Annotated in this window: 13 protein-coding genes; 9 read left to right on the top strand and 4 right to left on the bottom strand. The window is 51.8% G+C overall.

All coding sequences use genetic code 11. The features are described 5' to 3' along the window. The first annotated feature begins 15 nt into the window (after positions 1-15). From JFL75_RS09595 to JFL75_RS09575, 5 genes are all read left to right on the top strand, one after another. Positions 16-435 (top strand): DUF3788 family protein, encoded by a 420-nt coding sequence (locus tag JFL75_RS09595; RefSeq protein ID WP_215626462.1) that lies wholly within the window; start codon positions 16-18, stop codon positions 433-435. 55 nt (positions 436-490) lie between these two features. After that, on the top strand, positions 491-1,396 hold the full coding sequence (locus JFL75_RS09590) for a cation diffusion facilitator family transporter (RefSeq protein WP_215626461.1): 906 nt from the start codon (positions 491-493) through the stop codon (positions 1,394-1,396). Between the two features lie 30 nt (positions 1,397-1,426). After that, positions 1,427-1,843: a DUF3788 family protein gene (locus JFL75_RS09585; RefSeq protein WP_215626460.1), complete on the top strand. Its 417-nt coding sequence runs from the start codon at positions 1,427-1,429 to the stop codon at positions 1,841-1,843. A gap of 43 nt (positions 1,844-1,886) precedes the next feature. Then, positions 1,887-2,636: a tetratricopeptide repeat protein gene (locus JFL75_RS09580; protein ID WP_215626459.1), complete on the top strand. Its 750-nt coding sequence runs from the start codon at positions 1,887-1,889 to the stop codon at positions 2,634-2,636. Between the two features lie 103 nt (positions 2,637-2,739). Next, positions 2,740-3,459 carry a DUF5714 domain-containing protein gene (locus JFL75_RS09575; RefSeq protein ID WP_215626458.1) on the top strand — a complete coding sequence of 240 codons (720 nt, stop codon included), beginning with the start codon at positions 2,740-2,742 and terminating at the stop codon, positions 3,457-3,459. 8 nt (positions 3,460-3,467) lie between these two features. Here the strand turns inward: JFL75_RS09575 and JFL75_RS09570 are convergent, their stop codons facing one another. After that, positions 3,468-4,040 carry a DUF4256 domain-containing protein gene (locus JFL75_RS09570; RefSeq protein WP_223292814.1) on the bottom strand — a complete coding sequence of 191 codons (573 nt, stop codon included), beginning with the start codon at positions 4,038-4,040 and terminating at the stop codon, positions 3,468-3,470. 216 nt (positions 4,041-4,256) lie between these two features. Here JFL75_RS09570 and JFL75_RS09565 point away from each other — a divergent pair, with 216 nt between their 5' ends. From JFL75_RS09565 to JFL75_RS09550, 4 genes are all read left to right on the top strand, one after another. Continuing rightward, a complete protein-coding gene (locus tag JFL75_RS09565; protein ID WP_215626457.1) occupies positions 4,257-4,661 on the top strand; it encodes a pyridoxamine 5'-phosphate oxidase family protein in 405 nt (134 codons plus the stop codon). Positions 4,662-4,789: 128 nt separating this feature from the next. Further along, on the top strand, positions 4,790-5,578 hold the full coding sequence (locus tag JFL75_RS09560) for an MBL fold metallo-hydrolase (protein WP_215626456.1): 789 nt from the start codon (positions 4,790-4,792) through the stop codon (positions 5,576-5,578). A 165-nt stretch (positions 5,579-5,743) separates the two neighbouring features. Beyond that, a complete protein-coding gene (locus JFL75_RS09555) occupies positions 5,744-6,163 on the top strand; it encodes an Rrf2 family transcriptional regulator (protein ID WP_215626455.1) in 420 nt (139 codons plus the stop codon). Positions 6,164-6,247: 84 nt separating this feature from the next. Further along, positions 6,248-8,779 (top strand): excinuclease ABC subunit UvrA, encoded by a 2,532-nt coding sequence (locus tag JFL75_RS09550; protein ID WP_223292813.1) that lies wholly within the window; start codon positions 6,248-6,250, stop codon positions 8,777-8,779. 48 nt (positions 8,780-8,827) lie between these two features. Here JFL75_RS09550 and JFL75_RS09545 read toward each other — a convergent pair whose 3' ends face one another. From JFL75_RS09545 to JFL75_RS09535, 3 genes are all read right to left on the bottom strand, one after another. Next, on the bottom strand, positions 8,828-10,117 hold the full coding sequence (locus tag JFL75_RS09545) for a nickel-dependent lactate racemase family protein (RefSeq protein ID WP_215626454.1): 1,290 nt from the start codon (positions 10,115-10,117) through the stop codon (positions 8,828-8,830). A gap of 201 nt (positions 10,118-10,318) precedes the next feature. Then, entirely contained in the window at positions 10,319-11,614 is a 1,296-nt protein-coding gene (locus JFL75_RS09540) for a phosphoglycerate kinase (protein WP_215626453.1), read from the bottom strand. After that, positions 11,596-12,633, bottom strand: coding sequence for a type II glyceraldehyde-3-phosphate dehydrogenase (locus JFL75_RS09535; RefSeq protein ID WP_215626452.1), 1,038 nt, complete (start codon positions 12,631-12,633; stop codon positions 11,596-11,598). Before JFL75_RS09535 ends, JFL75_RS09540 begins: the two co-directional genes overlap by 19 nt. Positions 12,634-12,648 lie beyond the last annotated feature (15 nt).

Raw genomic sequence — 12,648 nt, 5'->3', positions numbered from 1 at the left:
GGAGGTGTGTATCGTATGGCGAAAAGCATGTACAGAGATAAAAGTCTTCAGCCGGACAGGGAGATTCTGGTGAAGAATATGGGGTCAGGAATAACCCTCTGGGATAAGACCATTGCCATGGCGGAAACCCTTGTACCGGGTATCGGGCAGGAATGGAAGTTTTACGGAAAACCCTGGGGATGGTCTCTGGTATTGCAGGAAAAGAAAAAGAATATCCTCTATATTACGCCCGCTGAGACAGGTATCCAGCTTTCTTTTATTTTCAGTGAAAAGGGACGGGAACTGTCGAAAACCGAAGATATACCGGAGGAAATTCAGTATAAAATAGAAGAATCGAAAAACAATCCCCAGGGGCATACCTTTGATTTTGACATCCGAAAAGAAAAAGACCTGGCCCTTGCGGAAAAACTGCTGAAAATAAAACTGGCAACCTGATTTATTGCGGCACTGCTCTCTGACCGCAGAGGGTTACGTTTTCGAGGAGGTAAAAATGGCTCATAACCACAATCATGCCCGCGGTTCCGATCATTCCCGGGACGGAGATGGCAATATCGGACTGGCTTTTTTCCTTAATGTCTCCTTTACAATAATAGAACTGGTCGGCGGTTTTTTCACCAACAGTATCGCCATCATTTCCGATGCGGTCCACGATTTCGGCGACAGCCTTTCTCTGGCCCTGGCCTGGTATTTCCAGCGGCTGTCCAGGAAGGGGCGTACGGAGAAATACTCCTACGGGTACAAACGGTTTTCCCTGCTGGGAGCAATTATCAATTCCATCGTTTTGGTAGTCGGAAGCCTGTATATCCTGTCCGAGGCCATTCCCCGGTTTTTCAGCCCCCAGGAAACCAGTGCGGAGGGGATGTTTTTTCTGGCGGTCATCGGTATTGTCATCAACGGCATCGCGGTGCTCCGTACCAGGAAGGGACGTTCCATCAACGAAAGGGTAGTTTCTCTGCACATGCTAGAAGATGTCCTGGGCTGGGCCGCTGTTCTGGCCGGTTCCATCATAATGTATTTTACCGGCCTTACCATCATTGACCCAATCCTTTCAGTGGCCATCGCCTGTTTCGTTCTGTTTAATGTGGTAAAAAATATCCGTCAGACGCTGCCAATCCTGCTCCAGGGTACTCCCGCGGAAATCGACCAAAAGCGGATAGTTGAATCATTGGAGTCTATCGCGGGAATTACCAACATCCACGATCTGCATATCTGGGCTTTGGATGAAGACTTCAACATCCTTACGGCCCACGTGACCCTGACTATGGCTGTCCCAATGGAAACCCAGGCGGAACTTAAAATGAAAATCAGGAACGTTCTTGAAAAAGAAGGGATACACCATGCTACTATTGAATTCGAAAGCCCCGATGAGGTCTGCGGTTTTGAGAATACGGTGTAATAAGGAATGCTCGATTCAGAGGAAATATTTATGGAAGAAATAATCCTGAAAGACCCCCTGGCTGAACCAAACGGCAGTGTGCTGGAAGCGGCCTTGGGAAAACACTACAGCAAATACCAATCCTTTGCCGAAAAAGCCGCGGAACGGAATCTGCTTCTGGAGTGGAACTATTACCGGGACGGCAATAACTGGCTGTGCAAAGTTCTTGATAAGAAGAAAAACCTTTGCTGGCTCTCTGTATGGAATACGGGATTCAAACTGACCTTTTACTTTACCGATAAAACGCTCCCTGGAATTTTCGATCTGGATATCAGCGGCGGAATAAAAGAGCTGGCGTCGGAAATGCCCGCCGCTGGAAAACTCCGCGCTCTAATAATCCCTATGAACAGTAAAGAAAGAATTCAGGACAGTCTGGTACTTCTGGATTATAAAAAGAAATTAAAGTAAACAGGTCATCGCAGGGAAAAGCCCCATAGAAGGAGATTTCATCATGAAACATTTTATCACTCTCTGGCTGGTGGTGTTACTGTTGTTTTCCTGTGCCAGTGCTGATTCTCATAACGGAGACCAATCCTCCCAGGCCGCGGAAAATACGGAACAGGCGAACCTTTACTACGAGAATGCCCTGTCCCATGCCCGGGAAGGGCGGTTTTATGAAGCCGGCACGGAAATCGACAAAGCCATTTCCCTGGACCAGAACAACAGTGAGTTCTATAAAATAAAAGGGAGTATACTCCTCGATCTTCGTTCTATTGATGAATCCATATCGGCTTTTGCCAAGTCCCTGGAGATAGACCCCCTGGACGCGGAAACCTACTACCAGCTGGGAATTGCCTGTGTTTTTGCTGAAGACATGGGAACCGCTCTGAGCAATTGGCATAAAGCCGTGGAACTGGATCCTTCTTTTGTAAGTGCCTATTATAATTTGGCCATGGGATACCAGGAGCTGGGTGACAATCAGACAGCGTATGACAACTATACGAAATGCATAGAACTTATGCCTGAGGAAGCCCTGTTTTATTTTGAGCGGGGCCGGCTGCAGATTAATATGAACTATGGAAAAGGAGCGGCCGATCTCACTAAAGCTATTGAGCTGGAGCCTGAGTTCGCCGAAGCCTACTGGACCAGGGGATTTATCATGAAGATCTTTATGCGGAACGCAGAAGCAGCCCAGGCGGATTTCGACCGGGCGGTGGAAATTGATCCCCGTTACCGGGATAGGCCCTACCCGAACTGGTAAACCGAGACTCGGTTCCGCGCGCAGGTTTGAATGCTGTATGATCTTGAAAAAACCGGTTTCCTCCTATACCATAGGTTCTTCGCTTTGCTGAGGAGAAACCGGAATGTTTGATTACGGCTGTATTGTCTGCGGTACGGAACTGGAATATCTGGAACACGATATAAATATGTGCTGCTCCGTCTGCGGAAAGACTTTTCAAACCAATGTGCGCTGCAGAAATAAACACTTTGTCTGTGATGACTGCCACCAGGCTGAGGGGGCAGACTATATTGAAACGTACTGTCTCAGCAGTACGGAAACCAATCCCGTAATTTTGATCAATACAATAATGAAAAACCCAAAGATAAAGATGCATGGTCCGGAACACCATTTCCTCGTGCCCGCGGTTCTTCTCACGGTTTTTTACAATGCCGCCGGAGACCATGCCGTTCTTGGGGGAAAACTGGCTGTGGCAAGAAAGCGGGCTCAGGTTATACCCGGCGGCTTCTGCGGATTTTACGGAAACTGCGGAGCGGGGGTGGGTACCGGAATATTTATGAGCATCATAACGGATGCTACCCCCTTATCCACGGACGCGTGGCGCCTGAGCAATCTGATGACCGCCCGGAGTCTGGAGAATATCGCATGCCACGGCGGTCCCCGGTGCTGTAAACGGGATTCCTTTCTGGCATTGGAGAGCGCTGTACAATTTTTCAGGGAGAATATGGGCGTCAACCTGCCTATGGATACCATTGTCTGCGGGTTCAGCGCCAAGAACAGGGACTGCAAAAAACAGGACTGTGTGTTTTTCGATTTTAAAAAAGTTCGTTTATCACACAGCTGATATGTGAATCAGATCCTGAGTATACCCCTGAACCCACGGGAACTGTAGTAGGAAGGGGCGCTGTTGTGGTATACAAAGATCCTGCCGTAGCGGCGGTCGGCGAAGAGGGCTCCGCCGAGGCTTCGTACATCCGCAGGTGTCAGTATCCAGCTGGATGTTTTACTGTCGAATTCCCCGAGTTTCTGCAGATACCGGTATTGTTCCTCGCTTAATATTTCTACACCCATCGCCGCTGCTTTCTCTGCGGCACTGCCCTTGGGCCGGGTAGTTTTTCGGGAATCCAGGGCTTCCCGGTCGTAACAGAGATTCATACGGCCTTTGGGTGTTTCGGCAGAGCAATCGGCGAACAGATATTCTCCGGTGGTCTTATCGCGGCCGATCACATCGGGTTCTCCGCCGGTCTTTTCCATTTCATTCAGAGACCAGAGTTTTTCCGGCTCCTTATCCAGCCGTTTCCGGATTGCCTCCCATTTCAGACCCCTATGGCGTCCCTGGTTTTCCGTGAACCGGTCCCGCAGAATTTCCAGTGTTTTCTGCCGCAATTCCTTGGACAATATTTCCTGAGCCATATTTTTTGCCATGTTTATTACCTCTGATTCTTACCCCGTCAGTATTAATAGTAGTATCAATCACATTTCGGGTCAATTCTGGCATAAATTCGGCATTAACCGAAGATAGGAGATGTTTTGATTCAAAAAACTAAAGAAAAATTGCTGTAACTATTGACATTACAACAATGCTGATATATATTCTAGATGTAATAAAAAATATTACAACAAACATTAAGGAGATTTACTATGAATGAAGTAAAAGATTTTCTGACAAAAAATGATGTTCAGTTCTTTGCGACCCAGGGGCTGGACGGGAAACCTAAGGTACGGCCTTTCCAGTTTATGCGCGAAGAAGGTGGAAAATATTATTTCTGTACATCCAATAAAAAGCCGGTTTTTGAGGAAATTCAGAAATTACCTTATGTTGAAATCTGCTGCGCCAGTCCGGATTTCGAATGGCTCCGTCTGAAAGGAAAAGTCGTCTTTACCGGTGATCTGACTTTAAAACAACGGATCCTGGATGCGAGTTCACTGGTACAATCCATTTATAAGATCCCGGAGAATCCTGATTTTGAAGTGTTCTATCTTGACGAAGCCGAGGGAACTATCGCTGATTTCAGCGGCAATCCGCCGAAAACTTTCAATCTCTAATGCATCATCCGGCGGTGCGAAACGGATTAAAAATGATGATTTTTTTATTGTTAGATATAATAAATAATATTACAACAAATTTATAGCCGCAGTCAGCGACTGCAATATATACAAGAGAGGAGATTATAATGAAGAATAAAGGTATTTTGGTTCTTGGTTTCTTTTCCCTGGGTGTCTTGCTTATGGCTTCCTGTGCTACTGCAAATGAAAATGTCGCTACCCGGAAAACCGGTGATGTAAAAGTTCATACCTATTCAGCGGATGGGGCCAACGCGGTGGTGGTAGAACATAACAGGCTCGTCATTATTGACAGTTTCGGCGGATCCGAGGCGGACAGCGGTTTTAAGGCTTTTGTCGATTCCCTGAACAAACCCGTGGACCGGATATTCATAAGTCATACCGATGATCATCACTGGATTAACATTGATAAGCTCTTTCCTAATACTGATCTGTACAGCGCGGAAGCCGCGGCGATCAAGGCAACCCCGCAGGGGACAAGTCTTCCGGTAAAATCCCTGCCTGCAGGGAGTATTGACATTGACGGTGTACAATATGAGTTTGTCACCTACAGTGATCTGGGCTCATGGGTGATCAAGCTACCCGCGCAGAAGATCGCCATGGTCCATCACCTTGGTTACGCGGAATTCCACGTTCCCCTGCCGCCCCTGGATACCCGGCTGGATATCCTCAAAGGACTTCAGAAAGAAGGCTACACATGGTTTATCGGCGGACATGGTACTCCCATGGAAGCGGGCCGGTTTATCTCCGAGGTTGAGGGCTACAACAATTTCGTAAAAACCACTGTAGCCGCGTATGAGACTCCAGCGGAAGCAAAAGAAGCCATCGCTGCCCGATATCCCAGCTGGGGAGGGGCTTACCTTCTGGATGTGTTCCTTCCGTTGTTTTACACTAACTGATCGGACTAATTCTCTCCGCCGGCAGAAAAACCGGCGGAGGAATAATACATCAAGGGCGTTCTTCCGGAAAAAAGCCCGGAAGAACGCCGGTTTTATTTTATACCGGGAAACAATCTGTATTGTTTTAAAGAGAAAAATGCAGTATTGTTTGTTACAGGTACGGTTATGCAGATAGGAACAAAATTTTCAATAGCCATACATATCCTCCTCAGCGCCGAAGTGTTTAAGGAAACTCATAAAGTAACCAGTGATTTTATCGCTTCCAGCGCCAATACAAATCCCGTAATCATCCGCAACATCATGGGAAAACTAAAGGAAGCAGGACTGATTGAGGTTGCCGCGGGAACCGGCGGTATTGCACTGACCCGAAAGCCTAAGGATATTTCCCTTAAGGATATTTATCTTTCCATCGATCCTGTTAAGGACGGCCGGCTGTTTAAAATACACCAGAACACCGCGCCCGGATGTCCTGTGGGCGGCAATATCGAAAGGATTCTCAATCCCTATTTATTTAAAGCCCAGAACGCCATGGAAAACGAACTGGCCAAGTTCAGCCTCAAAAACCTTTTGGACGATCTTAATTAAACCGGCGGCAGCATATAGCCTGTAGCCGCAATTTATAATATAGAAGAAAATAAAATTTAACTTCCTCAAAGGCGGAGAATATTTTTGAAAAGTAAAACCCCTGAAAAAGAGAACGTGTCCCGCATTCCGGAGGCTATTGAAATACACGGTGCCCGGGCGAACAACCTAAAAAATATCAATGTTAATATTCCCCTGAACCGATTTGTTGCGGTATGCGGTGTTTCCGGTTCCGGCAAAAGTACTCTGGCCACCGATGTCCTGTATGCAGAAGGGTCCCGCAGGTATCTGGAGGCGCTTTCAACCTATACCCGTCGGCGCATAGGACAAACCGCGCGGCCCGAGGTTGACAGTATCCGTTTTCTGCCCAGCGCCGTTGCCCTGCGGCAGAGGCCGACTGTCCCGGGGATACGCAGCACCCTGGGGACCATGAGTGAACTGCTCAACATACTGCGTCTCTCATTTTCCCGGCTTGGCTCCCATGTATGTCCCAATGGCCACCGGCAGGAACCCAGCCTTACGGTGGCGCAGACAGGCAGTCTGACCTGTCCGGTCTGCCATGTCGTTTTTAATCCGCCTTCCGCTGAGGATTTTGCCTTTAACGCCCAGGGTGCCTGTCCCACCTGCCATGGAACCGGAGAAGTACGGGAAGTGGATGAAACAACACTTATCGGGGATCCGGATAAAACCATTCAGGAAGGGGCAGTCGCTGGATGGCGGGTCCCCGGTTCCTTTTTTTATCCCCGGGCGGCGGAAAAATTGGGGATTCCCCTCGATGTACCGTATAAAGACCTCCCGGCCCGGCAGAAGAAACTTATTCTCGGGGGGCAAAGTGTCAAAGTTCCGGTGGAAGTGACGGACAGGAGCGGCCGGGTCTTCCGCATGGAAGCCACCTACCTGAATGCCCGGGACGCGGTGGAGCATGCCTTCCGCGGTACGGACAGCGAAAAGAGTCTGGCACGGCTTAACAAATTTTACCGCATCGGCAAGTGTCCTGCCTGCGGCGGCAGCCGTTTCGCGCCTCATCTGCTGAAAAGCCTTCTGGACGGAAAAACAATCGCGGACGTATCAGCTCTTTCCCTGGAGGGGCTGGCGCAATACGCCCGGACCGTTAAAAAGTCCCTGCCCAAGGTAATGGAACCTCTGGCTGCGAAGCTGATGCAGGAGGTCGAAAATGGGATTCACCCGCTTTTACTCCTCGGTTTGGATTATCTTTCCCTCGACAGAGCGGGCAGTACTCTTTCCACCGGTGAGCTGCAGCGGATCCAGCTGGCGCGTACCCTGAAGAATGAGACCACCGGAGTATTGTATGTGCTGGATGAACCCTCTATTGGACTGCATCCCGCTAATGTAACGGGATTGTTCGATGTTTTTGAAGGTCTCCTGAATCAGGGTAATTCCCTGGTTGTGGTTGACCACGATACGGCTATTCTTGGCAAGGCTGATTATCTTGTAGAAATGGGGCCGGGAGCCGGGTCTGCCGGAGGTACTATCGTTTCGGAGGGAACTGTAGAAGAAGTGGTGCGGAATCCTTCTTCCATTATTGCTCCGTATCTTACCGGAAATACCCGGTTATTGGTGCGCACCCGCAGCGGCGGGAAGGATTTATTGAACCAGCGGTTTATGCGGCTGACGGTGAACCAGCTGTATACCCTGAAGAACGTGGACGCGGCATTCCCTTCGGACAGACTCAGTGTGGTCACCGGTGTTTCCGGCTCGGGGAAGACCGCGCTTGTGCTGGACAGCTTGGTTCCCGCCCTGACCGCTTCCATAAAAAAACAACCCCCGCCGGCTCATGTCCGGCTGCTTGATACCGGCGGCATCAGACGGGTAGTGACCGTGGATGCCGTGCCGGTCGGAAAAAACGACCGGTCCACAGTGGCAACCTATTCCGGAGTATTCGACGCTATCCGGGAGTTGTTTGCCGCTACTCCGGCGGCACGGAAAAAATATTGGAACGCCGGGCGCTTTTCATACAACCTCAAGGAAGGGGCCTGTCCAACCTGCGGAGGAACCGGGGATATATCCCTGGATATCCAGTACCTTCCGGACATGGTGCTGGTCTGCCCGGAATGCGGCGGGAAACGCTACAACCAGGATACCCTGAACATTGTATGGGAGGGATACACCATAGCGGATATTCTTTCCCTTCCGGTCTCTGACGCCTGGGAGCTCTTTACTGACTATCCGGCTATTCATCAAAAACTGTCATCATTGGCGGGGCTCGGTCTGGGTTATTTAACGCTGGGGGAATCAACCCCGGAACTTTCCGGCGGCGAAGCCCAGCGGCTGAAGCTGGTATCCGAAATGGGCCGGACCCAGAAAGGGACACTGTTTGTATTTGATGAACCCACCATCGGGCTGCATCCGCAGGATATCCGAACCTTGATTCAGGTTTTCGATTCCCTGCTGGACGCCGAAGCTACAATAATTGTAATCGAACACGATCTGGATGTAATAGCTAATGCGGACTATGTTCTTGATATGGGGCCCCGGGGCGGCGACGGCGGCGGCCGGGTAATGGCCGCCGGCACTCCCCAGCAGCTCTGTCATGCCGCGGAAAGTCTTACGGGTAAAAACCTTTCCGCGTATGTACGCCGGTTTGGTTTGGACTGGTGAAGCTGTCAGGCTTCTCTGTTTTTTAGACCGGAGCCGTGGATAAGATGATTACTCTCCGGGATCGGGAACCGTAACGCATCCGTCCGGGAGGATTATAATTTTCGGTACGGTAACGCCCCGTTTTTTCGCCGCCGCTAATGCCGTGTCCAGCGCTTCCTGGGGTGACCCGGCTTTGCCGATGAACAGTGACGCCAGCTGTTCTTCGGAAAGTTCCGTCACCGCTGTTACCGCTGCCCTGGCGGAAACCTCCGCCATTTTTGCTGCCTTGTGGTATCCCAGTTTGTAGCTCCGGCGGATCCGTTCGATAGCGTCTTCCGGGGTTGAAGCCTGGGCGAGCAGGTCTGCGTACGCTTCATCACCGATGCCGTCCCGACAGGAAGATACGAGGATGAGGGTTCCCCCATCTTTCAATGCCAGAGCTCCGTTATCAATGGCCTTCTGGGACTGGTACAGGTCGATGTCCATGGGGAACTTCGCCGCCGATACAACGATATCCGCTTTTGCGGGGATTGTGACACAGAATATCTTCCGGGCGATCTTTACAGCCTGGTAAAACGACGCCATCAGGTCACCCGCCGCTGCCGCTGCCACTCCTTGATTTTTGTCGAGGACCGTCATAAAGGAAAAAATCGGCGCTCTGATCAGGGGGAGAGCATCCATCATATCTTCGTGGACGGGATTGCCCTCCAGGGCTAATGACCGGGCCGCGGGAGACAGCGCTTGCTTATGGTTTGTTTCGATTGTCCGGAATCCCGCGATCCCCGGAAGGAACGCCTTGCGGCCCCCGGTAAATCCCGCGAAATAATGGGGTTCCACACTGCCGGTGGCGATAATCCGGTCAGCCTCAAAGAGCCGTTTGTTCAGGGTAATAGGCGTTCCGTTCCTGGTGCTTCCCAATTCAACCATATCTTTGTCTTTTTTTGAATCATGGTGAACGCAGTTTGCCCGGAAGCTTCCGTAATGGACTCCAAGGATTTGGCGGTATTCCTCCTCGGTAGGCGCCCGGTGAGCCCCGGTGGCAACCAGGATACAGATATCTTCCTTCCGTATCCCCGATTTCTCAACCGCCGGCAGCAATACCGACAGCATCGCCTCGGTAGGAGTCGGTCGGGTGGCGTCGTTGATGATGATCAGCAGCCGTTTCCCGCCCTGGAGAAATTCCTCCAAGCTCTGCCCCTTTTTGCCGCCGGTCTCGGACATCTGGTCAAGGGCGTTCCTCAGCACCGACAGCGAATCTCCGGCGGCGTCAATTTCATTCGGTTCCGCCAGAGCCAGGAGATTTTCGTCGGGGAATTCCAGGGTGAATATCCGGTCGAGATAGGGGAGTTCGATTTTCATTGTATACCAGCCTTTCGGTATGTAAAAACGGCTTCCGGAAATTCCGGAAGCCATTCCGCATTATTCGCAATAAGGGCAGCTTTGACCCCTGGAGGGCGAAAAAACTTCATTTTCCTTCTATAAATAGCATTTTCTGTGCCCTATCCTGCGTTTCCGCCGGAGGTTCCACAGCTTTCCGGAGTTACAGGGTACGGCCGATTCTTATCGCATGTTCCTTATCGGGGATGTAAGGTTCAGGGCTCCCGCTTTTTCCATAGCCTCGATCAAAGGAAGCTTCTTCCCCGCCAGGAAACGGACCATGGCGCCGCCGGCGGTACAAATATATGAATAGCTGGAAAGATCCGCAAACGCCGCGGCCGCGCTGATGGTGTCGCCGCCGCCGACCACGGTATATCCCGGGGCTTCGGCGATGGCCTGCCAGATTTCCCGGGTACCATCGGTAAACCGGGGATCCTCATACATCCCCGCGGGGCCGTTCACAAAGACCGCCCCGGCCCTGGTGATATGGTCTTTGAAGAGCGCGATAGTTTTATGGCCGATATCCGGGAAAAGCACCCGGTCTGAAAATTCCGCGGGCAGCGTAGCCACGTCAACCTCCGCGCGTCCTCCGTTATATTCATAGGCCAGGTCCACGGGCAACACATACCGGTCTCCCCATTTCGCCAGGAGATCCTTTGCTTCCAGGAGAAAACTGAGAAGGTCCCGGTCAGCCATGAAGGCTTCCGTTTTGGCTCCGACCTTTACTCCCTTTGCCAGGAGCATAAGCAGTCCCGTGACGCCTCCGGCGAGAATCGTATCCGCGGCATTGTCCTCCAGAACCTTCCGCATCATTCCGAACGCGTCGGAGATTTTCGCGCCTCCCAGGACGAACACGCAGGGCCGCCGAGGATTGTCCATTACCGACTTGAGGGCGGTGTATTCCTCCATGAACTGGATCCCGCCCGCGGCCGGGAGCAGTTCCTGGAAGGCTACCATGGAGGGGGCATTCCGGTGGGCTGCCGCGAAAGCGTCGTTGACGTAAATATCCCCCAGCGGCGCCAGACTCCGGATCAGATAGGTGCAGCGCATCTCCTCAGGCTTCAGCTTAACTTCCTTCTCGAAACCGGACACTTCCTCGGTGAGATACCGGAGATTGCCGAGCAGAATCGCCTCGCCGTCCGTGAGGTTTTTCACCGCCGCCTGGGCCGCCGGGCCGCAGACATCGTCGATGTACGCCACGGGCCGTCCCAGCAGGGCGGATAGTTTCTCCGCGTGTTCACTCATGGGAATGAGGTTGACGTAGTCCAGGGTATCCCCCTGATGTGCGATGATGGCCACCCTGGCGCCGCTGTCCGTCAGATGCTTCAGGGTCGGGATTGTTTTCTCAATCCGGTTGGTGTTGACGATCCTCTGTGTTTTTCCGTCAATGGGGGAATTGATGTCCGGTCGGAAGATCACCGTCTTTCCCCGGAAATCAAAGTCCCCCAGGGTTTTGATTTTCAGGACAGGTCCTTCCATTTTCCAATCCCCAGATATTTGTTGGTCGTGTTTGTCGCTTCAATCCGGTCCTTCTGCATACCCATGACCGCTCGGATTCCGTCGATGCTTTCCGGAATGGTTACCGATTCCTGGGGAATGTTGATAGCGAACATGATATCCCCTTCGCTCTTTACCACCGTATCCTTCCACAGGGCGATCTCGTACATATCCCCGCGGGGGTTACCCAGGTCCCGGGCGTACCGGAAGAGACTGGCGTTTCCCAGGAAGCCTTCGTCCAGGGAGACCACCCGGATGCGGGGATGGTCATCAAAATATTTCAGCGCCTCATCGGCGGAAATATCTTTCTTCGGTGTCATCACAATGGTGATGATGTGGCCGTGGGTCACCGGGGTGTGCACCAGGATTCCCGTGGCATTTACGTGGGGCATGATGGTCATCAGATCGACAGCCTGGTGGCTCGGTGCCTTGTCCACCTGGAGAGCGTTGGTCAGCCCCCGGTGGTAATCCCCGGGATCGGCAACCCGGCGGATGATGGTGATCGCCACCTTCTCAACCCCGGCCTTACGGTCGATGCAGTCCACCGCCCGGATTAGACCGGTGGTGTTGCATGAGGTGAGTTTTAAAAACTGGGCGTCCAGACCTTTTTCATAGTTCGCGTAGCCGTGAAAAAACACATCCGCTACATCGTTTTTTTCACCCCCCTGGAAAATCGCCTTCTTGCCGTACTTCGTGTAGAGTTCCTTGTTTTTCGCCCCCACACCGGCGCTGGTAGCGTCCAGCATAACATCAACCTTTTGTACCAGATCCTCCAGGGTACCCGACACGGGAATTCCCGCCGCTTCCAGGTCGCCTTTTTTTTCCGGCAGGGCCGTATAGAGCGCGTAGGGCATACCCCGTTCCCGGAGAGCCCGGATCGACAGGGTAGGGGCCACATCGGCGACACCCACCAGTTCCATATCTTCCTGCAGGGCCACGCCGTCGGCGAGCCGCTGCCCGATGACGCCGTATCCCGCCACACCTACTTTTACCTTAGCCATGGTTCACTCCTTTGG

Source organism: Breznakiella homolactica (assembly GCF_016616095.2).
GTDB classification, from domain to species: domain Bacteria; phylum Spirochaetota; class Spirochaetia; order Treponematales; family Breznakiellaceae; genus Breznakiella; species Breznakiella homolactica.
Note: the sequence above shows the minus strand (reverse complement) of the source record. Positions and strands in the feature narration are given on the sequence as shown.

What these genes read in the sequence shown, in the direction of transcription:
- JFL75_RS09595 (WP_215626462.1), top strand. Translation starts at nt 16, where the DNA reads ATGGCGAAAAGCATGTACAGAGATAAAAGTCTTCAGCCGGACAGGGAG.
- JFL75_RS09590 (WP_215626461.1), top strand. Translation starts at nt 491, where the DNA reads ATGGCTCATAACCACAATCATGCCCGCGGTTCCGATCATTCCCGGGAC.
- JFL75_RS09585 (WP_215626460.1), top strand. Translation starts at nt 1,427, where the DNA reads ATGGAAGAAATAATCCTGAAAGACCCCCTGGCTGAACCAAACGGCAGT.
- JFL75_RS09580 (WP_215626459.1), top strand. Translation starts at nt 1,887, where the DNA reads ATGAAACATTTTATCACTCTCTGGCTGGTGGTGTTACTGTTGTTTTCC.
- JFL75_RS09575 (WP_215626458.1), top strand. Translation starts at nt 2,740, where the DNA reads ATGTTTGATTACGGCTGTATTGTCTGCGGTACGGAACTGGAATATCTG.
- JFL75_RS09570 (WP_223292814.1), bottom strand. Translation starts at nt 4,040, where the DNA reads ATGGCAAAAAATATGGCTCAGGAAATATTGTCCAAGGAATTGCGGCAG.
- JFL75_RS09565 (WP_215626457.1), top strand. Translation starts at nt 4,257, where the DNA reads ATGAATGAAGTAAAAGATTTTCTGACAAAAAATGATGTTCAGTTCTTT.
- JFL75_RS09560 (WP_215626456.1), top strand. Translation starts at nt 4,790, where the DNA reads ATGAAGAATAAAGGTATTTTGGTTCTTGGTTTCTTTTCCCTGGGTGTC.
- JFL75_RS09555 (WP_215626455.1), top strand. Translation starts at nt 5,744, where the DNA reads ATGCAGATAGGAACAAAATTTTCAATAGCCATACATATCCTCCTCAGC.
- JFL75_RS09545 (WP_215626454.1), bottom strand. Translation starts at nt 10,117, where the DNA reads ATGAAAATCGAACTCCCCTATCTCGACCGGATATTCACCCTGGAATTC.
- JFL75_RS09540 (WP_215626453.1), bottom strand. Translation starts at nt 11,614, where the DNA reads ATGGAAGGACCTGTCCTGAAAATCAAAACCCTGGGGGACTTTGATTTC.
- JFL75_RS09535 (WP_215626452.1), bottom strand. Translation starts at nt 12,633, where the DNA reads ATGGCTAAGGTAAAAGTAGGTGTGGCGGGATACGGCGTCATCGGGCAG.